Origin of the sequence: Rhodococcus sp. WB1 (assembly GCF_001700945.1) — a bacterium.
Taxonomy (GTDB): Bacteria; Actinomycetota; Actinomycetes; order Mycobacteriales; family Mycobacteriaceae; genus Rhodococcus; species Rhodococcus aetherivorans.
On record NZ_CP015529.1, the window covers coordinates 2,825,991 to 2,852,163 of the forward strand.

The window sequence follows — 26,173 nt, forward strand, 5'->3', positions numbered from 1 at the left end:
CTCGGCGGCGCCGGGTCCGCTCGCCGAGGAGGGGGGACTGACAGCTGCGGCACTCACAGGCAGTTCCTTCCGGGGGGTTCGTGTACGGAAAGGGTGTGGTTCAGGTGCGCGAGCGCGTCGAGGGCGGATTCGGCTTGCGCCTGGTCCCAGCCGCCGAGCAGCTCGTGCAATCGGGAGGCGCGCCGGTCGCGGATCTCGCGCAGGGCTTTCTGCCCGGTCTCGGACACGCTGACGCGGTGGGCACGCCTGTCGTCCGGGTCACGGTGGCGGTCCACCATCCCCCGTTCGACGAGCTCCCCCAGCTGCCGGCTCAACGCGGACTGACTCATGCACAGCTCCGCGGCGAGTTCGGTGGGGCGGCACTCCCCCATTCGCCACAGGACGAACAGGACGCCGGTCAGCGCGTTGGGCAACGGGTCACCCGTCGAGTTGGCCAGGGTCGTGCGCAGCGTGCGACCGAACAGGAAGATCGCGTCGACGAGCGCGTGCGCGGTGTCGGGCTGGACAGCCACGGAACACCTCCGAATCGAAATTATTTGCTTGCGACACGCAACTATACATTTAGTTGCATGCCGCAAGCAACCGCGGAGGACGCGCGAGACGCCCTGAATCCGTGATCGGCCCGCTCAGCGGGTGAACAACGCCAGGCACTCCACGTGATGCGTCGACGGGAACGCCGCGTAGACGCGCAGCTCGGCCAGCTCGAACCCGTGCTCCCGGTACAGGCCGACATCCCGGCCGAACGACGCCGGATCGCATCCGACGTGCACGACGCGCTCCGGCCCGGCCGCCGCGACGGCCGCCACCACCTCGCGCCCGGCGCCGGCCCGAGGCGGATCGAGCACCACGACCTGCGGGGCGGGGAGATCCGGCAGCAGCCGTTCCACCCGGCCCGCATGGAACCGCACCTGCCCGAGATCCGAGAGCGCTTCCGCGCCGTCCTGCACCGCCCGGCGCGACAGTTCCACCGACTCGACCCGGCCACCGTGGCCGACCTGATCGGCCAGGACGGCCGCGAACACCCCGACACCGCCGTAGAGGTCCCACGCCGTCGCCCCCGGCGACGCCGCGGCCCACTCCCCCACGGTGTCCGAATAGGTCTGCGCCGCGCCGCGGTGTGCCTGCCAGAAGCCGGTCGCGGCCAGGTGCCAGTCCCGGCCGCCGACCCGCTCCACCGCCCGCCCCGAGCCCTCGATCACCTTCTCGGCGCGGGGCGCACCGGCCGCCGCGCGGCGGGCGGACGCTCCCCGCCGGCCCGGACTGCGACGTCCCGTGCGGGAGACCGGCGGCGGTGCGATCTCGACCACGTGCCGCGTCCCGTCCGCATCGAGGACCACCTGGACCTCGGAACCGGGCTGCCACACCCGCTCGGCCAGCCCCTCGTAGGCGCGCGCCTCGATCTGCGGACACGCCAGTTCGGTCTCCAGTTCGTGGCTCCGGTAGCGCCGATACCCCGCTCGCCCGGCGGCGTCGACGGCCAGCCGCACCCGGGTGCGCCAGCGGGTGCCGTTCGCCGCCCCGCCCGGCACCTCCTCGACGACCACCTCGCGCTCGATGCCGCCGAGACGGCGCAACTGCTCCGCGACCACCGCAGCCCCGAATGCCCGCTGGGCCGGCACCGTCGCGTGGGACAGGTCGCAGCACCCCGATCCGCCGGGACCGGCGATGGGACACACCCGCTCCACCCGGTCCGGCGACGCTTCGAGGATGTGGACGGCGTCGGCGCGACAGAACGAGCCGCCACGGTCCTCCGTGACCAGCGCGACGACGCGCTCCCCGGGCAGACCGTGCCGGACGAACACGACCCGCCCCTCGTGCCGGGCGACGCAGAAGCCCCCGTGCGCCGGGTTGCCCAGCGTCACCTCGAGCCGACGGCCGGACCAGTCGATGCTCACCGCTCCTCCTCCTCGAATCCCCGCCGCACCGATCCCGGCGCGGAGTCCAATCGTTCGCCGCGGGCATGGGCCGACGAGCTCAGCTGCCACGGGACGCTGGTGACCATGACACCGGGCTGGAACAGCAGCCGGCTCTTCAGCCGCAGCGCGCTCTGGTTGTGCAGGATCTGCTCCCACCAGTGACCCACCACGTACTCCGGGATGAACACGGTCACCACGTCGCGCGGCGAGTCCCGTCGCACCCGCCGGACGTATTCGAGGACGGGGCGGGTGATCTCCCGGTACGGCGACTCGACGACCTTGAGAGGGACGGTGATGTCGCTGCGTTCCCATTCGCGCACCAGCATCCGCGTGTCGGCCTCGTCGACGTTGACGGTGACCGCCTCGAGCGTGTCCGGCCGGGTGGCCCGCGCGTACGCCAGCGCCCGCAGGGTCGGCATGTGCAGCTTGGACACCAGCACGATCGAATGGGTGCGGCTGGGCAGCACACCGTCCCATTCGGTGTTCTCCAGTTCCTCGGCCACGCTGTCGTAGTGACGGTGGATGGCCTTCATCACACCGAAGATCGCGACCATCGCCACGATCGCGATCCACGCGCCCGCCGCGAACTTCGTCACCAGCACGATCACCAGGACGGATGCGGTCATGATCAGGCCGATCGTGTTGACGATCCGCGACCGTCGCATGCGGGCCCGCTGTTCGGGGTCGGTCTCGGACGCCAGATGCCGCGTCCAGTGCCGGATCATGCCGGTCTGACTGAGTGTGAACGAGACGAACACCCCGACGATGTAGAGCTGGATCAGCTTGGTGACCTCGGCATCGAAGGCCCACACGAAGACGATCGCCACGCCCGACAGGAACAGGATGCCGTTGCTGAACGCCAGCCGGTCGCCCCGGGTGTGCAGCTGCCGGGGCAGGTAGCGGTCCTGCGCCAGCACCGAGGCCAGCACCGGGAAGCCGTTGAACGCCGTGTTGGCGGCCAGCACCAGGATCAACGCGGTCACGATGGTGATCAGCAGGAACCCGAGCGGGAAGTCGTCGAAGACCGCGTGCGCGAGTTGCGCCACGAGCGTCTTCTGCTGGTAGCCCTCCGGGGCACCGCGCAACTGGGTCTCGGGATGTTCGGCGATGACCACCCCCAGCTTGTTCGCGAGCAGAATCATGCCGAGGAGCAGGACGATCGCGATCCCGCCGAGCATGAGCAGGGTCGTGGCGGCGTTGCGGGACTTCGGCTTGCGGAACGCGGGCACCCCGTTGCTGATCGCCTCGACGCCGGTCAGCGCGGCACACCCGGACGAGAACGCACGGGCCAGCAGGAACACGAACGCGATCCCGGCCAGATCCGACTGCTCGGCGACCAACTCGAACCCGGCCGACTCGGCCTTGACGTCGTCCCCGAACACGAAGACGCGCACCAGACCCCACCCGAGCATGACGATCATGCCGATCATGAAGGCGTAGGTCGGGACGGCGAACGCGGTGCCGGCTTCCCGCAGGCCACGCAGGTTGACCGCGGTCAGCACGACGATCGCGGAGATCGCGAACAGCACCTTGTGCTGCGCCACGAACGGCACCGCCGATCCGATGTTCGCCGCGGCCGAGGAGATCGACACCGCGACGGTGAGCACGTAGTCGACCATCAGGGCGCTGCCGACGGTCAATCCCGCGGTCGGACCGAGGTTCACGGTGGCAACCTCGTAGTCGCCGCCGCCGGAGGGGTACGCGTGCACGTTCTGCCGGTAGCTGGCGACGACGACGGCGAGGACGAGCGCCACCGCGACGCCGATCCACGGCGTGAACACGTACGCCGACAGACCCGCGACGGACAGGACGAGGAAGATCTCCTCCGGGGCGTACGCCACCGACGACAACGCGTCGGATGCGAACACCGGCAGGGCGATTCGCTTGGGTAGCAACGTGTGACCGAGCGTGTCGCTGCGGAACGGCCTACCCAACAACAACCGCTTCGTGGCGGTCGAGAGCTTGGACACTCGCAAAGCCTAAGCCGTCCCACCGGCCACCCGCCGGGCACCCGTGGCCGTGTCCGAAATGCACCTCTGCGGGGAGCCCGTTCGGCCGGCACCGCACGCCGGTCCTGCGCGGGCGGTACGGTTCGGTTCTGCGCGTCGCGATCGGGACGCGCGGCGACACGGAAAGAAGCGGAACGGAGCGAACGGTGTACGTGGTGGTCATGGGCTGTGGCCGGGTGGGTTCCTCCCTGGCCGCGGCGCTCGTCCGGCTGGGCAACGAGGTGGCCGTCATCGACCGCGACCCGAGCGCGTTCCTGCGGCTGGGTCCGGACTTTCCCGGGCACACGATCGTGGGTATGGGCTTCGACCGGGACGTGCTGGTGCGGTCCGGCATCGAGCGGGCCGACGCGTTCGCCGCCGTCTCCTCCGGGGACAACTCGAACATCATCTCCGCCCGTGTGGCCCGGGAGACCTTCGGCGTCGAGCGCGTCGTCGCCCGCATCTACGATGCCAAGCGCGCCGCGGTGTACGAGCGACTCGGGATCCCGACCGTCGCGACGGTGCCGTGGACGACCGACAGGTTCCTGCACAACCTCACCCATGAGAGCCAGACCGCCAAGTGGCGGGATCCGACCGGCACCGTCGCCGTCGCGGAGGTGTCGGTGCACGAGGACTGGATCGGCCGCAACGTCACCGAGTTCGAGGCCGCGACCCACTCGAGGGTCGCGTTCATCATCCGATTCGGCACCGGGGTCCTACCCGACCGCAAGACCGTGCTGCAGGCGGACGACCAGGTCTACATCGCGGCTGTCTCGGGCACCGTCGCCGAGGCGATCGCCCTCGCCGAACAGCCCCCCGCGGCCGACGACTGACCGTGCCGCGCCCGCAGGCGCAGCCGCAACACACGACCCGGAATCACCGAGAGGAACGCCGATGAAGGTGGCCATCGCGGGAGCGGGAGCCGTCGGGCGCTCCATCGCGCGCGAACTGATCCGCAACAACCACGAAGTGATGCTGCTCGAACGCAAGCTCGAGCACGTCGAGCCCGAATCCGTGCCCGACGCCAAGTGGGTGCACGCCGACGCGTGCGAGCTGAGCCTGCTCGAGGCCGCACAGCTCGAGCAGTACGACGTGGTGATCGCCGCCACCGGCGACGACAAGGCCAACCTGGTGCTGAGCCTGCTCGCCACCACCGAGTTCGGCGTCGCCCGCGTCGTCGCCCGCGTCAACGATCCGCGCAACGAGTGGCTGTTCGACGAGTCCTGGGGCGTCGACGTCGCCGTGTCCACGCCGCGCATGCTGGCGTCGCTGGTCGAGGAGGCCGTCTCGGTCGGCGACCTGGTGCGGCTGATGACGCTGCGCAAGGGCGCGAACCTGGTCGAGATCACGCTGCCGGACACCACCGTGCTGGCCGGCAAGCCGGTGCGCAAGCTGCAACTGCCCCGGGACGCGGCCCTGGTGACGATCCTGCGCGGCGGCCGGGTCATCGTCCCGCAGCCCGACGATCCGCTCGAAGGCGGCGACGAGCTGCTGTTCGTCGCCGCGGCCGAGGTGGAGCAGGAACTGCGGGCGGCCATCGGCCTCTAGCAGGTCAGCGCGCGTCCTGGTCGGGGCCGGCTTCGGCGGCCCGGCCCGGGCCGGTCTCGACGGGCTCGTCGACAGCCTCGGGCGCCGGCTCGACCAGCCGATCGGCGCGGCGGACCGCCCACAAGGTCACGAGCAACGCCACCGCGGTCAGCGGCCATCCCATACCGATCCGGGCCACGGCGAGCCAGCCGGTCCGGTCGGCGTCGTACAGCTCGTGTTGCACGAAGTAGCGGGCCGCGAACACCAGCGCCCACGCCGCGGTCGCGATGTCGTAGGCGCGCACGGCGACGCGATGCCGCCGCCAGGACGATCCCTGCCCGTTGAGCATGCCCCAGATGACGCCGACCAGGGGCCGCCGCACCAGGATGGACAGGACGAAACCGGCGGCATAGAGCAGGCTGGTGTAGATGCCGAAGAGGAAGTAGCCCTTGGCGTCGCCGGTGCGGTAGGCGATGAACGCACACACGCCCACGCCGAGGAGCCCCGAGACCGCGGGCTGGACGGGGGTGCGCTGGACGAGCCGCCACACGAGGATGACGGTGGCCACGGCGAGGGCCGCCCAGATCGCGGCGGTCAGGCCCCAGATGCTGTTGACCGGAACGAACACCAGCACGGGCACGGTCGAGTAGACCAACCCGCTGAGTCCACCGAGTTGTTCCAGGACCGTCTGCTGCTTGTCGCTCACTCCTACGAGGGTGCCACAGCCCCACGCGGGCGCGGGGCGGCGCCGGGCGCTGGGGCACCGGCGCTCGGGTCAGGCCCGCTCGCGCAGTTCGTAATACGGGTTGTAGATGACCTTCGAGCCGTCACGCTCGCCGACGCGCCCGCGCACCAGCAGGGTCTTGCCCGGCTCGATGCCCGGAATGCGGCGACGTCCGATCCATACGAGCTTGACGGCCTCGGTGCCGTCGAACAGTTCCGCCTCGACGGCGGCGCTGGCGGCCTTCGGGCACGCCTCGACACTGCGGAGACGACCGAACATGGTCACCTCTTCGCCGCGCGCACAGTCGCAGGCGCGGCGGGCACCCGTCGCCTGGGCGGTTTCGGCGATCTCCTCGGCGTCGAGTTGCTCGAGATCTTCCGTGAGCCGACGGGTGAGTCGGCGGAAGTAACCGGCTGCGGCGGGTGCCATAGCGTGCTCCTGAGAAGGGCGCGGCACGGATCGCGGGCCGCGCATGGGGCTTTCCTGAGGGCCACTGTAGACCTATCCGCACAGGGCAACCACTCGGGTTCCCACCTGCTCGGACGGGTCCGGCAGGATCGGACCATGCGCTCCGCGAACACGTCCCCCGAACACGCCGGGCCCAGCACTTTCGTCGCCGTCGTCCTGCCCGGGACGGGCTCCGACGCCCGCTTCGTGGAGCGGGCGTTCGGCGGTCCGCTCGCCGCTGCCGGAATACGCACCGTCGCGGTCGACCCGGACCCGGCACGCGTGGTCGGCAGCTACGTCGATGCACTCGAGCGCGCCGCCGCCGACGGTCCCGTGCTGGTGGGCGGGGTGTCGCTCGGGGCGGCCGTCGCGCTGCGGTGGGCGGCCGAGCACCCGGGGCGCACCGTCGGCGTGCTCGCAGCCCTGCCGGCGTGGACGGGCTCGCCGGAGGCCGCGCCGGCGGCGGCGAGCGCCCGTTGGACGGCCGGCGAGCTGCGCGCCCACGGGCTTGCTGCGGTCACCGCGGCGATGGTGGCGTCCAGCCCCGCCTGGCTCGGGGTCGAACTGGCCCGCTCCTGGCGGTCGCAGTGGCCGGGCCTGCCGGCGGCGCTCGACGAGGCGTCCCGCTACCGGGCGCCGGACCGGGACGAGCTGCGGACCGTCGAGGTGCCGGTCGGCATCGCCGCCGCCGTGGACGACCCGGTCCATCCCCTCGCGGTCGCGCAGGAATGGTGTGCGCACCTGAGGCGGGCCGCGCTGGGCACCGTCACCCTCGCCGGGATCGGCGCCGATCCCGCCGTGCTGGGAGCCACCTGTCTGGAGGCACTGCGCCGCGTCGGGGACTGACCCCGGCGGACCGGACCGTCAGAAGCCGAGCTGCTGCATCGCCGAACCCGACTCGCCGTGCCGCGGCCGGGGCGGCGCGGGCTGCTGGGGCGGCGCGGGCTGCTGCTGTTGCGCGGACTGCTGCGGCGGCAGGGGCTGCTGGGCCGCCGCCTGCTGGGCCGCCTGCTGGGCTGCCGCCTGCTGTTGCGCGGCGGCCAGTTGCTCCGCGAGGGCCTTCGGGAGCACCACCGGCAGCGGCGTCCGCACCGGATGCGGATCCTGGCCGCGCCGCACGACGGTCTCGGCGACGATGGCACGGGCCGTCTCCACCAGCGGCGAGTCGGCCGTCACCGAACCTGCCGGTCCGGCGACGACGCAGCGGATCATCCATCGGTAGCCGTCGACACCGAGGAAGCGCAGGTCCGCGTTCGGGGTGCTGCCCTGCAGCTCCCGGCCCCACGGTCCGCTTTCGATGCTCACCGTCGCGTTGTCGCGGCGCAGCGACTCGGCCAGCTCGGCGGCCACCTCCCGCCACTGCCCCGGGGACTTCGGTGCCGCGTACGCGGAGACCGTGATCCGGCCGTGCTGGGTCACCAGATGCACGGCCTGCGGTTGGCCGTTCGGTGCCATCTCCACCTGGATCTGCCCGCCCGGTGGCAGCGGGACGAGCACCGACCCGAGGTCGAGCCGGCTACCGACCGCGTCCTCGCCGATGTCGTCGATGTCGTAGGGACCGCCCTCGGCCGCCTGCACCTCGTCGTCCACGGGCGCGGAGTCGAAGTCGCCCTCGTCCGCGAGGCCCGGAGCCTCGGCGTCCCGGTTCTTCCGGCGTCGTCCGAACATGTCAGGAACCTTCCTTCACCAGACCGGCGTGCCCACCGCTCGACCCGTATCCTCCGGCGCCGCGGCTGGTGTCGTCGAGGGAGCCGACCTCGACGAAGTCGACGAGCTCGACCCTCTGCACGAGCAGTTGCGCGATGCGGTCACCACGACGCAGTTCGACCGCGCGGTCGGGGTCGTGGTTGATCAGGCACACCTTGATCTCCCCGCGGTAGCCCGCATCCACCGTCCCGGGAGTGTTGACCACGGAGAGCCCGTACTTCGCGGCCAGACCGGAGCGCGGATGGATCAGACCCACCGTGCCGACGGGCAGGGCCACCGCGATGCCGGTCCCCACCAGCGCTCGCCGCCCGGGCTCGATGGTCACGTCCACCGTGGTGCACAGGTCCACACCGGCGTCGCCGGCGTGTGCCCGCGCGGGCAAGGGAATCCCCGGGTCCAGGCGGAGCAGGGGGACGGCTGGAAGATCGGTCACGTGCACCGAGACTACTCTGATGGACGTGTCTCGAACCTCTCGACCCGATGCGGATGCGCAGCAGACGACCGGCGCACCGGTCTATTCCGAACGGATGTGGGTGCCGCTGTGGTGGTGGCCCCTCGGCCTGGGCGTCGCGGCGCTGCTGGCCGCGGAACTGCACATGGGGGCGCCCGGCCTGTACGCCTGGCTGCCGTACGTGCTGCTGTTGCCGTTCCCTGTCTGGGCGCTCGTGTGGCTGTCCCGGCTGCGGCTGGAGGTGACGGGCGGGGAGTTGATCGTCGGCCGGGCGCACCTGCCGCTCGAGGTGATCTCCCGCGGTGTCGTGGTGCCGGCGTCGGCGAAGAGCGCCGCCCTGGGGCGCCAGCTCGACCCGGCGGCGTACGTCCAGCACCGCCCGTGGATCGGGACGATGGTGCTCGTCGTGCTGGACGACCCGGACGACCCCACCCCCTACTGGCTGATCAGCACAAGGCGGCCGGCAGAGCTGCTGGCCGCCTTGGGGTGTGCCGACAAGACCGAACGCTGAACCGGGGGCGGCCGGTCAGCGCCGTCCCTCCGGGACTCAGGCCGCGCCGTCCCTCCGGGACTCAGGCCGCGCCGTCCCTCCGGGACTCAGGCCGCGCAGTCCCGGCAGATCATCACTCCGTTCTCGTCGCTCGCGAGCCGGCTGCGGTGGTGCACCAGGAAGCAGCTCGAGCAGGTGAACTCGTCGGCCTGCTTCGGCACCACCCGCACCGACAGCTCCTCGCCGGACAGATCCGCCCCGGGCAGCTCGAAGGACTCCGCGGTGTCCGACTCGTCGACGTCCACGACGGCGGACTGCGCCTCGTTGCGTCGCGCCTTCAGTTCTTCGAGTGAATCCTCCGACACATCATCGGTTTCGGTTCGCCTCGGTGCGTCGTAGTCAGTCGCCATTTCCTCTACCTCTAGTCCTCGTGCAGGTGCCCTGCCGAAGGACACTGTTCATGTCCTTCGGCCCGGGCAACGCCCGACCGTCTCCGGAAGTTCCCACCGGCCGTATCCGGGTCCCGGACACGACCCGGGCCTTCCGCTGTCGAAAGCCTCGCCGTCGCCTCTTTCGACGACCTGGGCCGCCGAACAATAGCGGAAGTACCCACGGAAGCCGTAACCGATACACCCGGTCCGGGGAATTGTCGGTCAATTGTCACCAACACCACAGCAACTCGAGACATTCCACCGGTCGCCCACCTTCCCGGACCCCACCGGGATGCCCTCTACAGTGGTCGCACACAACCCTTGGAGATGCGAGAGGCAGGGCGCCGTGGTTTCCCTGATCACCGAAGGCCGCGCGCGGGACGAACGCGGCCGGCCGTTCCCACGGCGCCGCGTCGTGCCCGCCGCGGCCCTGTTCGCGGTCCTGGCGACGATCGGGATCGTGGTGTGGACGTCGGTGTTCGCCGGCTCGGACCCGGTGTCCCGGACCGTGGCGTGCAACGCCCCGCCGACCGTCCCGTCGGAGCCCGGCGGACCCCAGCCGGCCCCCCTCGGCGAGGTGGTCGACCGTTCCGTCCTGCTCGACGTGGAGCCCGCTCCCCTGGCGGCGGCGCGGGTACGGGTGTTCAACGCCAACGGCGAACGTGGCCAGGCCACCCACGTGGCAACCCAGCTGGCCGAATACGGATTCGCGAGCGCACCGGATGTGCAGGCCGGCAACGACCCGGTCTACATCGACCAGAACATGCAGTGTCACGGCCAGATCAGGTTCGGGGCGGCCGGGACCGCGGCGGCGAGCACGGTGTGGCTGGTCGCGCCGTGCGCCGAACTCGTCCGCGACGACCGCGCCGACGACACCGTCGACCTGGCCCTGGGCACCTACTCCAAGGAGATCGCGCCCAACGCCGACGCCGAGGAGGTGCTGCAGTCGCTGCGGGAGGCGCCGGTGGGCGCGGCCGCTGCGCCGCTCGACATCGACCTGCTGGCCGCGGCCCGCGACGCCCGCTGCTGAGCGCGCCGCGGACCGTCAGGCCTGGATCGGCGCGTCGGCGCCGAGCGCGGCGAACAGGTCCGCGAGCTGTGTCGCGATGCCGGGCGCGGCGGCGACGGTGATCTCGCCGGCGTCGCCGGCTCCGGCCGGGAGTTGCACCCACGCGCCCGCCTCCGCGGCGATCAGCGCACCGGCCGCCCAGTCCCACGGTTGCAGGCCGTGTTCGTAATGGGCGTCGACGCGCCCCGACGCCACCATGCACAGATCCAGGGCGGCCGCACCGATGCGGCGGATGTCCCGCACCCTCGGCAGCAGCCCGGCCACCAGCGCGCCCTGCCGTTCGCGACGGTGCGGCGCGTAGGAGAAGCCCGTCGCGACGAGGGCGCGGGCGACGTCGTCGACCGGGTTGCAGCGCAGGCGCGTCACCGCTCCGCCGACGTCGGTGCGGGTGGCTCCGCGCCCGCGCGCGGCCGAGTAGACGTCCCCGGCGGCGACGTCGACCACCGCTCCCGCCACGGACCGCCCCCCGACCTGGGCCGCCACCGACACCGCGTAGGCCGGGATGCCGTAGACGAAGTTCACCGTGCCGTCGATGGGGTCGACGACCCAGCGGACGCCGCTCGATCCGGTGTGGGCGCCGCCCTCCTCCCCGAGGATCGCGTCGCCCGGCCGCAACCGGGTCAGCAGCCGACGGATCAGGTCCTCGGTCTCGGTGTCCGCCACCGTCACGGGGTCGGTGTCGGTGCTCTTCGTCCGCACCGCGCCGACGCGGTCGGTACCCGTGTCGGCGGGTGGGAACAGGTCGGGCCGCCGGGCGCGCACGTGACCGGCGGCCTCGGCCGCGACGGACACGGCGATCTCGCGCAGCAGGGCCGGGTCCGTGGTGACGTCGGGGGACAGCGTAGAGGGGCGGGAGTCCGGGGTGTCGGGCACCCGAGTATCCGAACACACTGTGCGGCACGGCACCACCCGCGCGGCGGCCACGTTCGGATTAGGGTGACGTCACGACAGCGGTCGCCCGCGGTGACTGTTCCGGTGACGAGAGGGAGCGCGAGATGACGCAGACGATGCACCCGGCCACGCCGGACCCGGACCTTCTCGGATTCGGTGTCGACGTCGGCGGCAGCGGCATCAAGGGCGGCGTCGTCGATCTGTCCACAGGCCGGTTGGTGGGCGAGCGCATCAAGATCCTGACCCCGCAGCCGTCCACCCCGCAGGCCGTCGCCGACACGGTCGCCCGGATCGTGGACGAGGCGCAGTGGACGGGACCGGTGGGGGTCACCCTGCCGAGCGTGGTGACGGGCGGCGTGGCGCGCACGGCCGCGAACATCGATCCGGCGTGGATCGGCACCGACGCCCGGACGTTGTTCTCGTCGGTTCTGGGCGACCGCCCGGTGAGTGTCCTGAACGACGCGGACGCCGCCGGCCTCGCCGAGGACCGCTTCGGCGCGGCCAAGGACGCGTCCGGGGTGGTCATCCTGCTCACGTTCGGGACCGGGATCGGCTCGGCGGTATTGCACAACGGCGATCTGCTGCCGAACACCGAGTTCGGGCACATGGAGATCGACGGGATGGAGGCCGAGCACCGCGCGGCGTCGTCGGTCAAGGAGAACAACGAGTGGACGTACAAGCGGTGGGCGAAGGAGGTCTCGCTGGTGCTGTCGCGGTTCGAGGCCCTGTTGTGGCCCGACCTGTTCATCGCCGGTGGCGGGATCAGCCGCAAGCACGAGAAGTGGATCCCGTTGCTGACCAACCGCACACCCGTCGTTCCGGCCGCATTGCGCAACGCGGCCGGCATCATCGGGGCCGCCTATGCTGCGAAAACAGGTGTACTCCCCTGAGTCCTGCACATCGCGCGTGGCGGCGATCGTTACAATGGTGCACAGCCGGCTGCGAACCGGCCTGATCCCGACAGACCTCTCCGCCGGAACCACTCTGGCGCGACGCCGCACTACCTCGTCACGAAAGGGCGTACGTGGCAGCCACCGAAATCCACACGGCTGATTCCCCGAACGAATCGGCAGCCTCCGCGGACGCCGCGGATACCACGACCGGTACCGCACCCGCCACGAAGCGGCCGGCGAAGAAGGCCGCGGCCAAGAAGGCCCCGGCGAAGAAGGCGGCCGCCAAGAAGGCCCCGGCCAAGAAGGCCGCCGCCAAGAAGACCACGGCGAAGAAGGCCGCCGCCAAGAAGGCGGGCAAGCCTGCCGGCGACGAGTTCGAGGGCGAGGAAGCCGAGCTCGAGGATCTCGACGTCGCCGAGGCCGACCTCGAAGGTGCCGAGGACGTGGTCGTGGAGGTGACGGAAGCCGACGACGAGCCCAGCGACAAGGACAAGGCGTCGGGCGACTTCGTCTGGGACGAGGAGGAGTCGGAGGCGCTGCGGCAGGCCCGCAAGGACGCCGAGCTGACCGCCTCCGCCGACTCGGTGCGCGCCTACCTCAAGCAGATCGGCAAGGTCGCGCTGCTCAACGCCGAGGAGGAGGTCGAGCTCGCCAAGCGCATCGAAGCCGGCCTGTACGCCACCTACCGGCTGCAGGAGTACGCCGACAAGGGCGAGAAGCTGCCGGTCGCGCAGCGCCGCGACCTGAACTGGATCTGCCGCGACGGCAACCGCGCCAAGAACCACCTGCTCGAGGCCAACCTGCGTCTCGTCGTCTCGCTCGCCAAGCGCTACACCGGCCGTGGCATGGCATTCCTGGATCTGATCCAGGAGGGCAACCTCGGTCTGATCCGTGCGGTGGAGAAGTTCGACTACACGAAGGGTTACAAGTTCTCCACGTATGCCACGTGGTGGATCCGCCAGGCGATCACCCGCGCGATGGCCGATCAGGCCCGCACCATCCGCATCCCGGTGCACATGGTCGAGGTGATCAACAAGCTCGGCCGCATCCAGCGCGAGCTGCTCCAGGACCTCGGGCGCGAGCCCACCCCGGAGGAACTGGCCAAGGAGATGGACATCACGCCGGAGAAGGTGCTGGAGATCCAGCAGTACGCGCGTGAGCCGATCTCCCTCGACCAGACCATCGGCGACGAGGGCGACAGCCAGCTCGGCGACTTCATCGAGGACAGCGAGGCCGTGGTCGCCGTCGACGCGGTGTCGTTCACGCTGCTGCAGGACCAGCTGCAGTCGGTGCTCGAGACCCTGTCCGAGCGCGAGGCCGGCGTCGTCCGGCTGCGGTTCGGCCTGACCGACGGTCAGCCCCGGACCCTCGACGAGATCGGGCAGGTCTACGGGGTCACCCGCGAACGGATCCGGCAGATCGAGTCGAAGACCATGTCGAAGCTGCGGCACCCGTCGCGGTCGCAGGTGCTGCGCGACTACCTCGACTGAGGATCGACGTCTAGAACTCTTCCGCTTCACGGCGATCGGCCGTCGGCTCCGCAGCCGACGGCCGTTCGCGTAGCCGGGGCACCACGGTGCGGGTGACGGGCTCGACGATCCGTGCCGCGACGGGTCCGAGCACCGCCGTGATCAGCACGTACGCCGAGGCGAGGGCGGCGAGCTCGGCGTCCACCTGGCCGGAGGTGACGGCCAGTCCGGCGATGACGATGGAGAACTCGCCGCGGGCGATGAGTGCGGCGCCCGCGCGAGCCCGGCCCATGGTGCCGATGCCGTGCCGGCGGGCCGCCCACCAGCCGGTGGCGATCTTCGTCAGCGCCGTGACGACGGCGAGCAGCACCGCCCACCCCAGCACCGGGGGGATCGCGGTCGGATCGGTGTTGAGGCCGAAGAACACGAAGAAGATCGCCGCGAACAGGTCCCGCAGGGGCTCGAGGACGCGAGCCGCATTGTGGGCGGTCGACCCCGAGATCGCGATGCCGAGCAGGAACGCACCGACCGCCGCCGACACCTGCATCGCCGAGCTGACGCCCGCGACGAGGAGCGCGGCCCCGAGCAGCTTGAGCAGCAGCGTCTCGCTGTCCGGGCTGTCGAGCACCGCGGAGACGTAACGCCCGTACCGCAGCACCAGCACGAGCACGATCGTGACCAGGCCCAGGGCGATCGCGACGGCCTCGAGTCCACCGATCAGGCTGACCCCGGCGAGCACCGCGGTCAGGATCGGCAGGTACACCGCCATCGCGAGGTCCTCGAAGACGAGGATCGACAGCACCACGGGAGTCTCCCGGTTACCCAGACGGCCGAGGTCGGTCAGCGTCTTGGCGATGATGCCCGAGGACGAGATGTAGGTGATGCCCCCGAGGACGAACGCCCCCGTCGCACCCCAACCGAGCAGCAGCGCGATCGCCGCCCCCGGCGCGGCGTTGAGCACGAGATCGAGCAGACCCGCCGCGCGGGAACGTTTGAGCCCGGTCATGAGCTCGGAGGCCGTGTACTCCAGCCCGAGAAGCAGCAGGAGCAGGACCACGCCGATCTCACTGGCGACGTGACTGAATTCGCTGATGTCGCCGAGCTGGACGAAGCCGCCGGTGCCGAACGCCAGACCGCCGAGGAGGTAGAACGGGATCGGCGACATGGCGAATCGCGCGGCGACCCGTCCGAGCACCCCCAGGGCGAAGAACACCGCCCCCAGTTCGATCAGGGCGAGCGTGGTCGAGTTCATCCGTCAGCCGTTGCGCAGGATCCTGGCCGCGGCGTCCAGCCCGTCGGCGGTGCCGACGGCGACGAGGATGTCTCCCCCGGTGAGCACGAAGTCCGGTCCCGGCGACGGCGTCACCTGCCCCGCGCGCATCACCGCGACGACGGACACGCCCGTGCGGGTCCGCATCGCCGTGTCCCCGAGCACCGCCCCGTCGAAGCGGGAGCCGTCGTGGATGTGCAGCTGCCGGGTGATGATCCCGGGCAGCTCCCGGTGGTCCTCCTGGAGCTGGGCGACGAGCTGGGGCGCGCCGAGCAGGTTGCTCAGTGTGGCCGCCTCCTCGACGGTCAGCGGCAGCGAGGCGGCGCAGGCGTCGGGATCGTCCGCCTTCGAGATGATCAGGTCCGAATGGCCGTCCCGATGCGTGATGACCCCGATCCGACGACCCGACGCCAGCTCGAAGTCCTTGCGCACACCGATCCCGGGAAGAGGCGTCACTTCGACGTTCATGCCGCCAGAGTAGGGCTCACGGCGGACACGGGTGACGGCGCACCGTCAGAGATGTCCGAACCGTCCGTTTTCGTCGGGGAGGTAGTCGACGACTGCGGTGACCGCGGCAACGGGGAGGGGGCCGTAGAGGTGCGGGAACGCCATCCCCGCCGGATCACCCGGCACGCCCGGCTCGAACCGCACCTCGTCCGCGAGCCGGGCCGGGTCGATGTGCAACAGCACCAGGTCCGTGCGGCCGGCGAACAACCGGTTCGCCGGCAGGTGCACCTGTTCCGGGGCCGACAGGTGCACGAACCCCTGCGCGGCGAGCGACTCGGGGGTCAACGCCCCGCTGTGCTGCGCCCGCTCCCAGTCGGCCCGCGCGCAGATGTGTACCAGCCGATCCGTCACCGCGACCCCTCTCGACGACCGTTCCGGGCCCGCGACGGCGCCGAGGGCTCTGCGCTGTGAGCGAACACCCGCAGCCGCGAAACCGCACGTCGTCGGCATTCGGCCGGTTCCGGGGTGAAACGCGACACCATTTCCGGAGGATTGGAACAACGCATGAACGGGAATCGTCTGACACAGTAGATCCACCGCGCCGGCCCGGTGCGGCGGACCAGACCCCAGGCAACCGACGACAGTGGTGGCCAGTTTGGAGGAGTCATGCCCGGAACGTTGACCAGCCCGAAGTTGACCGCCGCAGACCGCTGCGATCGGTGCAGTGCAGCCGCTCGCGTCCGTGCCGTCCTTGCCACCGGTGGCGAGCTGCTCTTCTGCGGCCACCACGCCAAGGAGCACACCGACCGGCTGCGTGAACTCGGCGCCACGATCGTGACCGAGTCCGACGCCGAAGCCGCCGTCTGATCCACCGTTCCGGAGCCGACCGACTCCGAGACCCGACCCGAAACGGGCGACCACCGCGAGTGGTCGCCCGTTTCGCCGTTCCGGGAGTGTGCCGTCGGCCGGTTCACCGTCGGCCGGCTCACCACTGACGCAGCAGGGCGATGCGGTCGCCGAGCTGCTCGGCGGTGGCGATCGCGGTCGGCGGGCCGCCGCACTGCCGCCGCAGCTCCCCGTGGATGACCCCGTGCGGCTTGCCGGTGCGGTGGTGGTGCATGGCGACGAGCGAGTTCAGTTCCTTGCGCAGCCGGGCCAGCGAGTCGGCGGTCGCCACCCGCTCGGCCACCTGCGGCGGCGGGACGGGGGTGGGCGGGGAGGCCGGCTTGTCCAGCTGCTCCTGCTGGCGGCGGCGCAGCAGCGCCCGCATCTGTTCGGCGTCGAGCAGCCCGGGAAGCCCCAGGTAGTCGGCTTCCTCCTCGCTGCCGGCGAACGTCGCCGTGCCGAACGAGGAGCCGTCGTAGATCACCTGGTCGAGCTCGGCGTCGGCGCCGAGCGCGGTGAAGGCCTTCTCCTCCTCGCCGGGTTCGTCCTTGCGCCGGTTGGCGTCGGCGAGCAGGTCGTCGTCGAAGCCCTCCTTCTCGCGGTGGGGCTTGCCGAGCACGTGGTCCCGTTGGGCCTCGAGCTGGCTGGCGAGATCGAGCAGCACCGGCACGGACGGCAGGAACACGCTCGCGGTCTCGCCCTTGCGGCGCGATCGCACGAACCGGCCGATGGCCTGGGCGAAGAACAGCGGCGTCGACGCGCTGGTGGCGTACACGCCCACCGCGAGCCGCGGCACGTCGACGCCTTCGGACACCATTCGCACCGCCACCATCCAGCGCTGGGTGCTCGCATCGAACTCCGAGATGCGTCCGGAGGCCGTCGGGTCGTCGGACAGGACGAGTGCGGGCGCCTCGCCGGTGAGCTGCTCGAGGATCCTGGCATACGCGCGGGCCACCGTCTGGTCGCTGGCGATGACCAATCCGCCCGCGTCGGGCATCCCGCCCTGGCGCAGCTGCTCGAGCCGCGTGTTGGCGGCGGTGAGGACGGCCGGGATCCAGTCGCCGGCGGGATCGAGCGCGGTCCGCCACGCCCGGGCGGTCTGCTCGGCGCTGAGCGGCTCGCCGAGCCGCGCCGAGTACTCCTCCCCCGCGCTGTTGCGCCACCGGGCTTCACCGGAGTAGGCGAGGAACACCACCGGGCGCACGACGCCGTCGGCGAGCGCGTCGGCGTAGCCGTACGCGTGGTCGGCCCTGGACTGCATGAGACCGTCGGCGTTCGGTTCGTACACCACGAACGGGATGGCGCTGTCGTCGCTGCGGAACGGTGTTCCGGTCAGGGCGAGGCGGCGGGTGGCGTCGCCGAACGCCTCCCGGATGCCCTCGCCCCAGCTCTTGGCGTCGCCGCCGTGGTGGATCTCGTCGAGGATCACCAGGGTGCGGCGCGCCTCGGTGCGGACCCGATGCTTGAACGGATGCGAGGCGACCTGTGCATAGGTCACCACGACGCCGTGGAAGTCGCTCGACGTCTGGCCCGTGGAGTTGGTGAAGTTCGAGTCCAGCGCGATGCCGGAGCGGGCGGCCGAGGCGGCCCACTGGTGTTTGAGGTGCTCGGTCGGGGCGACGACCGTCACCTGGTCGACGGTGCGGTCGCGCAGCAGCTCGCTCGCGACGCGCAGCGCGAACGTGGTCTTACCGGCGCCCGGGGTCGCGACGGCGAGGAAATCCCGCGGACCCGTCGCGAGGTACTTCGTGAGGGCCCGGCGCTGCCAGGCGCGCAGCTGTCCGGCGGGGGCGGAGGACGCTGTTCCGAGGGTCTCGGTGCTCACCGGCTACTCGTGCTCCTTCTCCGGTCGTGCAGGTGGTTTCGCTCTACGGCGACGTCGCCGGGCGGCGAACGGGCACCGCCGTGCGGTCGCCGGGCGGGCGACGGCCGTCGAGCAGCCTATCCCGGCCCGCGAGCCCGGCCCGCATCCGAACCGCCGTCCGTGACGCGGGCGACAGGAGACGATCATGACAGAATTCGCGGTCCCGTCGGCCCGCCGCCGCGCACCGCGGCGTGTCGTCAGGAATGCTGGAAGTACCCATGAGCGAGATATCCCCACCGGCCGGATCCACCGCCGCATCGAGCCCGCGACGGCGGCCGGTGCATCGCGGCCTGCAGGTGATCGCCCGCACGGCGACCAAGGCGTGGGACGACTCCATCTTCAGCAAGGCCGCAGCCGCCGCCTTCTGGCAGACGCTGTCGCTGCCCCCGCTGCTGCTGGGCCTGCTGGGCAGTCTCGGGTACGTGGCCGGGTGGTTCGGGCCGGACACGGTGGAGATCATCCAGTCCAAGATCGTCACGTTCAGCCGCACGATGTTCAGCGAGAGCGTCGTCGACGACATCATCGGGCCCACGGTGCAGGACGTGCTGCTGCGGGGACGCGCCGACGTGATGTCCCTCGGGTTCCTGCTGTCGCTCTGGGCGGGTTCGTCGGCGATCTCGACGTTCGTGGACTCGATCGACGAGGCACACGACCAGCACGATCACCGGCATCCCGTCTGGCAGCGGTTCTTCGCGCTGCTGCTGTACGTGGTGTTCCTCGTGCTGGCGGTGTTCACGCTGCCACTCGTCGCGCTCGGGCCGACCATGATCGGACGCGCGCTGCCAGCGGCGTGGTACGACCTCGGCACCCGGCTGCTGGACACGTTCTACTACCCCGGCGTGGGACTGCTGCTGCTCGTGGGCCTGACGACGCTGTACAAGGTGGCGCTGCCGAGATCGCTGCCGTGGCATCGGCTGCTGGGCGGCGCGATCCTCGCGGGCACGTTCTTCATGGCGTCGAGCGCGGGACTGCGCTGGTATCTGCGGTGGGTCTCCGGGACCGGCTACACCTACGGCGCGCTCGCCACCCCGATCGCGTTCCTGCTGTTCACCTTCTTCCTCGGCTTCGCCGTCGTGCTGGGTGCCGAGTTCAACGCGACCGTGCAGGAGTTCTGGCCCGCCCGCGAGACCCGCATCGAGCAGATGCGCCGGTGGCTGGCCGAACGGGCCGCCGCGGCGCCCTCGCCGGCGGCGGCGGCAGTGACCGGCCTGACCCGGCGGCTCGGGACGGCGCCGATCCCGATCCGGCTACCGGACATCATGAGGCCGGACCAGCGGGAACCGGAGTCGTGCCCCGTGGACGCTCCGCACCCGCGCGCAGCGGAGAAGGCCGCCGGCGAACACGCCCCGGCGGCTCCGGACGAGACCGTCGATCAGTCGCCCCTGCGCAGGCCCTCGTAGACCTTCTTGCACTCCGGGCACACCGGTGACCCCGGTTTCGGGGAGCGCGTCACCGGGAAGACCTCGCCGCACAGCGCGACGACGTGGGTGCCCATGACCGCGCTCTCGGCGATCTTGTCCTTCTTGACGTAGTGGAAGAACTTGGGAGTGTCGTCGTCGGTGGTTTCGTCGGTGGTGGTATCCGGCCGTTCCTTGATGTCGGTGCTCACCGTTACATGATGCCGCACCCCCGGTGCAGATGCGCATGTGCATTCCGCGCGCGCGAGTGGGACAGTAGAGGGATGTCGAGAACTCCGGGTTTCAATGGGGACTACGACGACGGGTCACCCGAGAAACCGGTTCTGATCACCGAGGCGGCGTTGTCGCTGGAGGACCAGCACCGTGCGCGGGTCCGCAAGTACCTCACGCTCATGTCCTTCCGCATCCCCGCCATGATCCTTGCCGCCCTCGCCTACGCGGCGTTCGCCAATCCCTGGCTCTCGGTGGGCATCCTCGCCCTGTCCGTCCCGTTGCCGTGGGTGGCGGTGCTCATCGCCAACGATCGGCCACCGCGGTCGAAGGACGAGCCCAGCCGCTGGGACGGCCGCGGGGACGGGACCACCGCCCTGGAGGGCCCGCAGCCCCGCATCATCGAGGGCTGACCCGGCTCCCCGGTCCCCGGCGACGCGGCCTCGGGGTGCTGCCAGAATGCGGGGGTGGACCGCGACCTGCTGCTTTCGATCTGCCCCCCGTTGCGCACGGCGCTGACGCGCGCCCGGTTCGACACCGACACGCTGCTCGAGCTGCTCGGCCCCGACGCGCACGCCGCGCTCGGCCGGGGCGAGCCCGTGCCGGTGCGGCGGGCCGCGACGGGCGGTGGTGATCTCGGCACCCTCGTGCGCCTGTTCCTGGTGTGCGACACGCTGCCTGCTGCGGAGGTGGCCGCGGCGCTCGCCCCGGTCGACGTGGCGACGGCGCTCGCGGCCGGGCTGCTCGAACGCGACGGCGACGGCGTGCGCGCGGCGCTGGATCTGCGACCGCTCGACGCCGGCACCGGCACCCGCTGGATGCTGTCGGACCTCGACGGGGCGATGCGCCCCCGGCCCACCCGCGAGGACCACGTGCTCGGGGTCGGGCACGCCTCGCTGTCGCTGCTGCAGGCCATGCCCACCGACCCGGTCGGCTCGGTGCTGGACCTGGGCACCGGCTGCGGCGTACAGGCCGTGCGCGCCACCGACTTCGCCGGCACCGTCACCGCCACCGACGTCAACCCGCGGGCACTGGATCTGGCCGCCGCCACGGCCGCGCTCAACGAGGTCGAGGTCGAACTGCTCGAGGGATCGTGGTTCGAGCCGGTGGCCGGCCGCCGCTTCGACCGGATCATCGCGAACCCACCGTTCGTGGTGAGCACCGGACGGGTCGAGCACACCTACCGGGACTCGGGCCTGGACCTCGACGGCGCGAGCGAGCTGATGGTCTCCCGCGCCGCCGAGCACCTGAACCCGGGTGGGACCGCGGCGATGCTGGCCTCGTGGGTGCACGTCGAGGACGAGGACTGGCGACGCCGGATCGCCTCCTGGCTGCCCGCCCACGGGGTCGATGCGTGGATCGTGCAGCGCGACGTCGCCGACCCGGCCCTCTACGTGGGGACGTGGCTGCGTGACGGCGACGCCGACCCGCGGGATCCGGCGGTGGCGGCGCGCGCCGAGGCCTGGCTGGACCACTTCGAGCGGCACCGGGTCGAGGGCATCGGCTTCGGGTTCGTTTACCTGCGGCGCACCGACGCGCCCAGCGACGTGCTCGCCGAGGACCTGCGGCACGGCTTCACCGACCCGCTCGGGGCGGAGGCCGTCGGCTACTTCGAGCGGCTGGCGTGGTTGCGCGACCACGATGTCCTCGAGGCGCGGTTCGTCGTCCGGCCCGACACCGCCCTGGAGCGCGTGTACCTGCCGGGTGCGGACGGCTGGCGGCAGGTGGTGACGCGCGTGCACCGCGGCGGCGGCCCGAACTGGCAGCACGAGGTGGACGATCCCGCGGCGGCCCTGCTGGCGGGGATGCGGGCCGACGGCCTGCCGCTGTCGGAGCTGGTGGCGCTGCTCGCCGCCGCGCACGACGAGGACGAGCAGGCGCTGGCCGGGCAGGCGGTCCCCCTGGTGCAGGCGCTCGTCCGGCACGGACTCGTCGAACCCGTCCGGTAGGGCGGCCCGGCGGGCCGGAAAGTTACCCGCCGGTTCCCCCGGTGGTGTGTTCTCAGCAACTTCTCAGGACCTGTTCGCCATATACGCAGGTCAGGGCGGTTCCCACGGAGGAACCCCGGGAACTTTCCCAGGGGTCCTGCGCGTTGAACGCATCGAGACACCACCGATGAGGAGGCACGTCATGGCACGCCCCGATACCACCGCCCGCGTCGATTCCGACCTCGACAGCCAGAGCCCGGCCGCGGACCTGGTCCGCGTCTATCTGAACGGGATCGGCCGCACGGCCCTGCTGAGCGCTGCGGACGAGGTGGAACTGGCCAAGCGGATCGAGGCCGGCCTGTACGCCCAGCATCTGCTGGAGACCAAGAAGCGGCTCACCGCCGCGAAGAAGCGCGACCTGGCGATCGTCGTGCGTGACGGTCAGGCCGCCCGCAGTCACCTGCTCGAGGCGAATCTGCGTCTGGTCGTGTCCCTGGCCAAGCGCTACACCGGCCGCGGCATGCCCCTGCTGGACCTGATCCAGGAGGGCAACCTCGGCCTGATCCGCGCCATGGAGAAGTTCGACTACGCCAAGGGCTTCAAGTTCTCGACCTACGCCACCTGGTGGATCCGGCAGGCCATCACCCGCGGCATGGCCGACCAGAGCCGCACGATCCGGCTCCCCGTCCACCTCGTCGAGCAGGTCAACAAGCTGGCCCGGATCAAGCGGGAACTGCATCAGCAGCTCGGCCGGGAGGCGACCGACGAGGAACTGTCCGCGGAGTCCGGTATCCCGGTCGAGAAGATCGGCGACCTGCTGGACCACAGCCGCGACCCGGTGAGCCTGGACATGCCGGTCGGCAACGACGAGGAGGCCCCGCTCGGCGACTTCATCGAGGATGCCGAGGCGACGTCCGCGGAGAACGCGGTGATCGCCGGGTTGCTGCACAGCGACGTGCGCAGCGTCCTGGCCACCCTGGACGAGCGCGAGCAGCAGGTGATCCGGCTGCGCTACGGCCTCGACGACGGCCAGCCCCGCACCCTCGACCAGATCGGCAAGCTGTTCGGCCTCTCCCGTGAGCGGGTCCGCCAGATCGAGCGGGAAGTGATGGGCAAGCTCCGCGAGGGCGATCGCGCCGAACGCCTCCGCGCCTACGCCAGCTGACCGGGCAGTCGGCCGGACGATCCCCGAGAACCGGGCTGGGTTCTCGGGGATCTTCGCGTCCGCGGACCGCCGCGGCCGTCAGCGCAGCCGCCGCGGCCGTCAGCGCAGCCGGCGGGGGCCGAGGTCAGCGCAGCCGGCGGGGGCCGAGGTCAGCGCAGCCGGCGGGGGCCGAGGTCAGCGCAGCCGGCGGGGGCCGAGGTCTAGGGGGTGCGGCTCGGGGCCGATCCGCAGGTGCGCGTCGGTGATCTCCGCGCCCGTGGGAGACGCGAGGACCGGTTCGCACGCGATCTCCCGCACCTCCGGCAGATCGTCGGCGAGAGCGGAGATGCGCTGGACCAGGTCGACGAGCGCGGCCTTGCTGACCGGCTCGGTGTTGCGGTATCCGGACAGCAGCGGCGCCGCCTTGGGTGCGTCTATCAGCTCGACCGCCTCGTCCTCGGTGACCGGTAGGACCCGGAAAGCGCGGTCGCCGAGCAGGTCGGAGATGACCCCGGCGAGACCGAACGAGATCAGCGACCCGAACGACGGGTCGTCCTGCACCTGCACGACGCAACCGATGCCCTTGGTGGCCATCTTCTGCACGTGCAGCAACGGCTCCCCGGAGACCGCGGCGAGGTCACGGTACGCGATCCGCACCGCCTCGGGCCCGAGCAGATCCAGCCGCACCCCGCTCAGGTCCGGCCGGTGCCGCCAGTGGGCGCCGGTCGCCTTCACCGCGACGGGGAACCCGATCTCCTCCGCGGCGGCGACGGCCTCGTCGGCCGTGGTCACCGCCCGGAACTCGGCGATGTGCACGCCGTAGCACGCGAGCAGCAGCGCCGCCTCGGTGTCCGAGAGCCAGCGTCCCTCCGGCGACGTCGCCAGCCACCCTTCGACCAGGGTGCGGGCCTTGTCGGCTTCGATGCCCGCCGGACGGACGACCTGGGACGCCGGACGGCTGCGCCACTTGGCGTACCGCCACGCCCGGGCCAGCGCGAGCGCCGCCCGCTCGGGCCCCGGATACGACGGCACCGAACCCCGGGTGGGGTGGCCGTCCGGTCCGCGCACGGCGAGCACGTCGGGCAGGCCCTCGGTGGCGAGGAACGTCGTCAGCACCGGCTTGTCGGTGCCGGCGACGGCGTCGCGCAGGGCCTGCGCGTACGGCTCGACCGTCACGGCGACCGGGGGCACGAACACCGCGATCACCGCGTCGACATCGGCCGCCTCGAGCGCGTGGGCGACGGCTGCCGCGAACTGTTCCGGCGAGGCCGCCGCCCCCAGATCGACGGGTTCACCGACGTGCAGGCCCTCGCTGCGGGCGGCGTCGACGGCGAGCACGCCGAGGGCCGTGGAGTTGCCCACCACCGCGACGCGGGGGCCGGCGGGCAGCGGCTGGTAGCCGAACAACAGGGCGGAGTCGAACAACTGCGCGATCGAACCCACCTGCACGACGCCGGCCTGCTCGAACAGGTCCCGCACGATGGTGTCGTCCATCTCCCCCGTGCGGGCCGCGAGGACCGGGGGCACGGCGTGGCGGCCGCTCTTGACGGCGACGATCGGCTTGCTACGGGCCACGCGCCGCGCGATACGCGAGAACTTGCGCGGATTGCCGAAGCTCTCGAGATACAGCAGCACCACCTCGGTGGCCGGATCGGTGTCCCAGTACTGCAGCAGGTCGTTGCCCGACAGGTCGGCGCGGTTGCCGGCAGAGACGAACGAGGACAGGCCGACGCCGGTCTTGGCCGCCTCGTCGAGGATCGCGATGCCCAGCGCGCCGGACTGGCAGAAGAAGCCGACGTTGCCGGCCGCGGGCAGCACGGGCGCGAGGGTGGCGTTGAGGCGGATCTCCGGATCGTTGTTGGCGACGCCGAGCGCGTTCGGCCCGATCAGCCGCATGCCGTGCGCCCGGGCCGCGTGGGCGAGGCGGCGTTCCGCGACCCGGCCCTCCGGACCGGTCTCGCCGAAGCCGGACGACACGACGAGCAACGCCTTGACGCCCTTGGCGAGGCAGTCGTCGAGCACCGCGTCGATGGCGTCGGCCGGGACCGCCGCGATCGCGAGGTCGATGTCGTCGGGGATGTCACGGACGGTCGGATAGGCCCGCACGCCACGCACCGAGCGGTGCTCGGCGTTGACCGGATAGACCGGGCCGGTGAAGCCGCTGCGCAGCATGTTGACCAGGACCGCGTTGCCGACCTTGCGGCTGTCGGTGGACGCGCCGATGACGGCGGCACTGCCCGGGCTGAGCAGGTTGCGGACGCTGCGGGCCTCGGCGGCGCGTTCGCGGGCGTTGCGCACCGACACCAGCGCCTCGGTGGGGTCGATGGCGAACTCGAGTCGCACCACGCCGCCCTCGAAACTGCGGCTGACCTGGTAGCCGGCCTCCCGGAACACGGTCACCATGTTGCGGTTCTCGGCCAGCACCTCCGCGACGAAGGTGTGGAGGCCGTTCTCGGCGGCGGCCCCGGCGAGGTGCTCGAGCAGGATCGGACCGAGGCCGCGGCCCTGGTGCGCGTCGGCGACGGTGAATGCGACCTCGGCGGACAGGCCGTCGCCCTCGGGCAGACCCTCGTAGCGGCCGACCGCGATGATCTCCCCGCCGAGCAGGGCCACGAACGCGACCCGCCGGTGGTGGTCGACGACGGTGAAGTTGAACAGGTCCCGTTTCGACATCGTCGGGTAGGGGCCGAAGTAGCGGAGATAGCGGGTGCGCTCGGAGAGTTTGCTGTGGAAGTCCACGAGCAGGTCCGCGTCCTCGGGGACGATGGGCCGCAGGTGCACGGCCTTGCCGTCGGCGGCGAGGACGTCCGCCACCCAGTGCTTGGGGTAGTTGCGGGCGACGGCGAGTGCGCGCTCGCGGGCGGCCTCCTTCTCCGCCTGTGCGCGGGCGGCGGCATCGACCGGCTCGCCGGCGGCGGCATCGACCGGCTCGCCGGCGGCGGCATCGACCGGCCCGCCGGCGGCGGCGTCGCCGTCGGGGGTCTGCCCCGCGGTGACCGCGGGG

At 71.5% G+C, this 26,173-nt stretch carries 27 protein-coding genes; 12 read left to right on the forward strand and 15 right to left on the reverse strand.

Translation table 11 applies throughout. The features are described 5' to 3' along the window. Positions 1 to 53: 53 nt before the first annotated feature. From A4U64_RS12450 to A4U64_RS12460, 3 genes are all read right to left on the reverse strand, one after another. On the reverse strand, positions 54 to 512 hold the full coding sequence (locus A4U64_RS12450) for a MarR family winged helix-turn-helix transcriptional regulator (RefSeq protein WP_006938121.1): 459 nt from the start codon (positions 510 to 512) through the stop codon (positions 54 to 56). Positions 513 to 626: 114 nt separating this feature from the next. Then, positions 627 to 1,895 carry a class I SAM-dependent RNA methyltransferase gene (locus A4U64_RS12455; RefSeq protein ID WP_065922615.1) on the reverse strand — a complete coding sequence of 423 codons (1,269 nt, stop codon included), beginning with the start codon at positions 1,893 to 1,895 and terminating at the stop codon, positions 627 to 629. Beyond that, complete coding sequence (locus tag A4U64_RS12460) at positions 1,892 to 3,886, reverse strand: APC family permease (protein WP_006938123.1); 1,995 nt, start codon at positions 3,884 to 3,886, stop codon at positions 1,892 to 1,894. Before A4U64_RS12460 ends, A4U64_RS12455 begins: the two co-directional genes overlap by 4 nt. Before the next feature lie 185 nt (positions 3,887 to 4,071). Here A4U64_RS12460 and A4U64_RS12465 point away from each other — a divergent pair, with 185 nt between their 5' ends. Beyond that, the gene (locus tag A4U64_RS12465) at positions 4,072 to 4,737 is read left to right on the forward strand and encodes a potassium channel family protein (protein ID WP_006938124.1); all 666 of its coding nucleotides are present in this window, start codon (positions 4,072 to 4,074) and stop codon (positions 4,735 to 4,737) included. A gap of 61 nt (positions 4,738 to 4,798) precedes the next feature. Further along, positions 4,799 to 5,452 carry a potassium channel family protein gene (locus A4U64_RS12470; protein ID WP_006938125.1) on the forward strand — a complete coding sequence of 218 codons (654 nt, stop codon included), beginning with the start codon at positions 4,799 to 4,801 and terminating at the stop codon, positions 5,450 to 5,452. Positions 5,453 to 5,456: 4 nt separating this feature from the next. On the opposite strand, the gene A4U64_RS12475 is transcribed toward A4U64_RS12470, so the two are convergent. Continuing rightward, entirely contained in the window at positions 5,457 to 6,137 is a 681-nt protein-coding gene (locus A4U64_RS12475; RefSeq protein WP_006938132.1) for a DUF3159 domain-containing protein, read from the reverse strand. Positions 6,138 to 6,206: 69 nt separating this feature from the next. Further along, positions 6,207 to 6,584, reverse strand: a complete 378-nt coding sequence (locus tag A4U64_RS12480) for an OB-fold nucleic acid binding domain-containing protein (protein WP_006938133.1) — start codon at positions 6,582 to 6,584, stop codon at positions 6,207 to 6,209. A 135-nt stretch (positions 6,585 to 6,719) separates the two neighbouring features. Here A4U64_RS12480 and A4U64_RS12485 point away from each other — a divergent pair, with 135 nt between their 5' ends. Continuing rightward, positions 6,720 to 7,448: an alpha/beta fold hydrolase gene (locus tag A4U64_RS12485; protein WP_065922616.1), complete on the forward strand. Its 729-nt coding sequence runs from the start codon at positions 6,720 to 6,722 to the stop codon at positions 7,446 to 7,448. A gap of 18 nt (positions 7,449 to 7,466) precedes the next feature. On the opposite strand, the gene A4U64_RS12490 is transcribed toward A4U64_RS12485, so the two are convergent. Both A4U64_RS12490 and dut read right to left on the reverse strand, forming a co-directional pair. After that, positions 7,467 to 8,270 carry a DUF3710 domain-containing protein gene (locus A4U64_RS12490; protein ID WP_006938137.1) on the reverse strand — a complete coding sequence of 268 codons (804 nt, stop codon included), beginning with the start codon at positions 8,268 to 8,270 and terminating at the stop codon, positions 7,467 to 7,469. A gap of 1 nt (position 8,271) precedes the next feature. Then, positions 8,272 to 8,742: a dUTP diphosphatase gene (dut, locus tag A4U64_RS12495; protein ID WP_029543411.1), complete on the reverse strand. Its 471-nt coding sequence runs from the start codon at positions 8,740 to 8,742 to the stop codon at positions 8,272 to 8,274. Between the two features lie 19 nt (positions 8,743 to 8,761). Between dut and A4U64_RS12500 the strand changes: the two genes are divergently transcribed. Continuing rightward, positions 8,762 to 9,271 carry a DUF3093 domain-containing protein gene (locus A4U64_RS12500; RefSeq protein ID WP_006938139.1) on the forward strand — a complete coding sequence of 170 codons (510 nt, stop codon included), beginning with the start codon at positions 8,762 to 8,764 and terminating at the stop codon, positions 9,269 to 9,271. 86 nt (positions 9,272 to 9,357) lie between these two features. On the opposite strand, the gene A4U64_RS12505 is transcribed toward A4U64_RS12500, so the two are convergent. Continuing rightward, positions 9,358 to 9,660, reverse strand: a complete 303-nt coding sequence (locus A4U64_RS12505) for a DUF4193 domain-containing protein (protein ID WP_029543409.1) — start codon at positions 9,658 to 9,660, stop codon at positions 9,358 to 9,360. Between the two features lie 367 nt (positions 9,661 to 10,027). Between A4U64_RS12505 and cei the strand changes: the two genes are divergently transcribed. Continuing rightward, on the forward strand, positions 10,028 to 10,711 hold the full coding sequence (gene cei / locus A4U64_RS12510) for an envelope integrity protein Cei (RefSeq protein WP_065922617.1): 684 nt from the start codon (positions 10,028 to 10,030) through the stop codon (positions 10,709 to 10,711). A gap of 15 nt (positions 10,712 to 10,726) precedes the next feature. Here the strand turns inward: cei and A4U64_RS12515 are convergent, their stop codons facing one another. Continuing rightward, on the reverse strand, positions 10,727 to 11,623 hold the full coding sequence (locus A4U64_RS12515; protein ID WP_065922618.1) for an inositol monophosphatase family protein: 897 nt from the start codon (positions 11,621 to 11,623) through the stop codon (positions 10,727 to 10,729). Between the two features lie 122 nt (positions 11,624 to 11,745). Here A4U64_RS12515 and ppgK point away from each other — a divergent pair, with 122 nt between their 5' ends. Both ppgK and A4U64_RS12525 read left to right on the forward strand, forming a co-directional pair. Then, complete coding sequence (gene ppgK / locus A4U64_RS12520) at positions 11,746 to 12,531, forward strand: polyphosphate--glucose phosphotransferase (protein WP_006938148.1); 786 nt, start codon at positions 11,746 to 11,748, stop codon at positions 12,529 to 12,531. 134 nt (positions 12,532 to 12,665) lie between these two features. Further along, complete coding sequence (locus A4U64_RS12525; protein WP_006938149.1) at positions 12,666 to 14,024, forward strand: RNA polymerase sigma factor; 1,359 nt, start codon at positions 12,666 to 12,668, stop codon at positions 14,022 to 14,024. A gap of 10 nt (positions 14,025 to 14,034) precedes the next feature. Here A4U64_RS12525 and A4U64_RS12530 read toward each other — a convergent pair whose 3' ends face one another. The 3 genes from A4U64_RS12530 to A4U64_RS12540 are packed head-to-tail and all read right to left on the reverse strand — an operon-like array spanning position 14,035 to position 16,131. Beyond that, positions 14,035 to 15,255, reverse strand: a complete 1,221-nt coding sequence (locus A4U64_RS12530; protein WP_029543404.1) for a cation:proton antiporter — start codon at positions 15,253 to 15,255, stop codon at positions 14,035 to 14,037. A 3-nt stretch (positions 15,256 to 15,258) separates the two neighbouring features. Continuing rightward, positions 15,259 to 15,741 carry a cation:proton antiporter regulatory subunit gene (locus A4U64_RS12535; RefSeq protein ID WP_029543402.1) on the reverse strand — a complete coding sequence of 161 codons (483 nt, stop codon included), beginning with the start codon at positions 15,739 to 15,741 and terminating at the stop codon, positions 15,259 to 15,261. 45 nt (positions 15,742 to 15,786) lie between these two features. Then, on the reverse strand, positions 15,787 to 16,131 hold the full coding sequence (locus A4U64_RS12540; protein ID WP_065922619.1) for a DUF952 domain-containing protein: 345 nt from the start codon (positions 16,129 to 16,131) through the stop codon (positions 15,787 to 15,789). 255 nt (positions 16,132 to 16,386) lie between these two features. Here A4U64_RS12540 and A4U64_RS12545 point away from each other — a divergent pair, with 255 nt between their 5' ends. Further along, positions 16,387 to 16,587 carry a DUF7455 domain-containing protein gene (locus tag A4U64_RS12545; protein WP_003935586.1) on the forward strand — a complete coding sequence of 67 codons (201 nt, stop codon included), beginning with the start codon at positions 16,387 to 16,389 and terminating at the stop codon, positions 16,585 to 16,587. 118 nt (positions 16,588 to 16,705) lie between these two features. On the opposite strand, the gene A4U64_RS12550 is transcribed toward A4U64_RS12545, so the two are convergent. Further along, complete coding sequence (locus tag A4U64_RS12550; protein ID WP_029543398.1) at positions 16,706 to 18,430, reverse strand: DEAD/DEAH box helicase; 1,725 nt, start codon at positions 18,428 to 18,430, stop codon at positions 16,706 to 16,708. A 257-nt stretch (positions 18,431 to 18,687) separates the two neighbouring features. On the opposite strand from A4U64_RS12550, the gene A4U64_RS12555 reads away from it, so the two are divergent. Then, positions 18,688 to 19,869, forward strand: a complete 1,182-nt coding sequence (locus A4U64_RS12555) for a YihY/virulence factor BrkB family protein (protein ID WP_006934997.1) — start codon at positions 18,688 to 18,690, stop codon at positions 19,867 to 19,869. On the opposite strand, the gene A4U64_RS12560 is transcribed toward A4U64_RS12555, so the two are convergent. Then, complete coding sequence (locus A4U64_RS12560) at positions 19,842 to 20,078, reverse strand: DUF3039 domain-containing protein (protein WP_029543394.1); 237 nt, start codon at positions 20,076 to 20,078, stop codon at positions 19,842 to 19,844. The two genes, A4U64_RS12555 and A4U64_RS12560, sit on opposite strands and share 28 nt — an antisense overlap. Before the next feature lie 72 nt (positions 20,079 to 20,150). Here A4U64_RS12560 and A4U64_RS12565 point away from each other — a divergent pair, with 72 nt between their 5' ends. The 3 genes from A4U64_RS12565 (at position 20,151) to A4U64_RS12575 (ending at position 23,190) form a co-directional block, all read left to right on the forward strand. Further along, entirely contained in the window at positions 20,151 to 20,510 is a 360-nt protein-coding gene (locus A4U64_RS12565; RefSeq protein ID WP_006935000.1) for a DUF3099 domain-containing protein, read from the forward strand. Positions 20,511 to 20,564: 54 nt separating this feature from the next. Continuing rightward, complete coding sequence (locus A4U64_RS12570; RefSeq protein WP_065922620.1) at positions 20,565 to 22,046, forward strand: DUF7782 domain-containing protein; 1,482 nt, start codon at positions 20,565 to 20,567, stop codon at positions 22,044 to 22,046. Positions 22,047 to 22,227: 181 nt separating this feature from the next. Next, positions 22,228 to 23,190 carry a sigma-70 family RNA polymerase sigma factor gene (locus A4U64_RS12575; RefSeq protein ID WP_006935004.1) on the forward strand — a complete coding sequence of 321 codons (963 nt, stop codon included), beginning with the start codon at positions 22,228 to 22,230 and terminating at the stop codon, positions 23,188 to 23,190. A 174-nt stretch (positions 23,191 to 23,364) separates the two neighbouring features. On the opposite strand, the gene A4U64_RS12580 is transcribed toward A4U64_RS12575, so the two are convergent. Then, a complete protein-coding gene (locus tag A4U64_RS12580) occupies positions 23,365 to 25,983 on the reverse strand; it encodes a bifunctional acetate--CoA ligase family protein/GNAT family N-acetyltransferase (protein WP_075288601.1) in 2,619 nt (872 codons plus the stop codon). Positions 25,984 to 26,173: the final 190 nt, after the last annotated feature.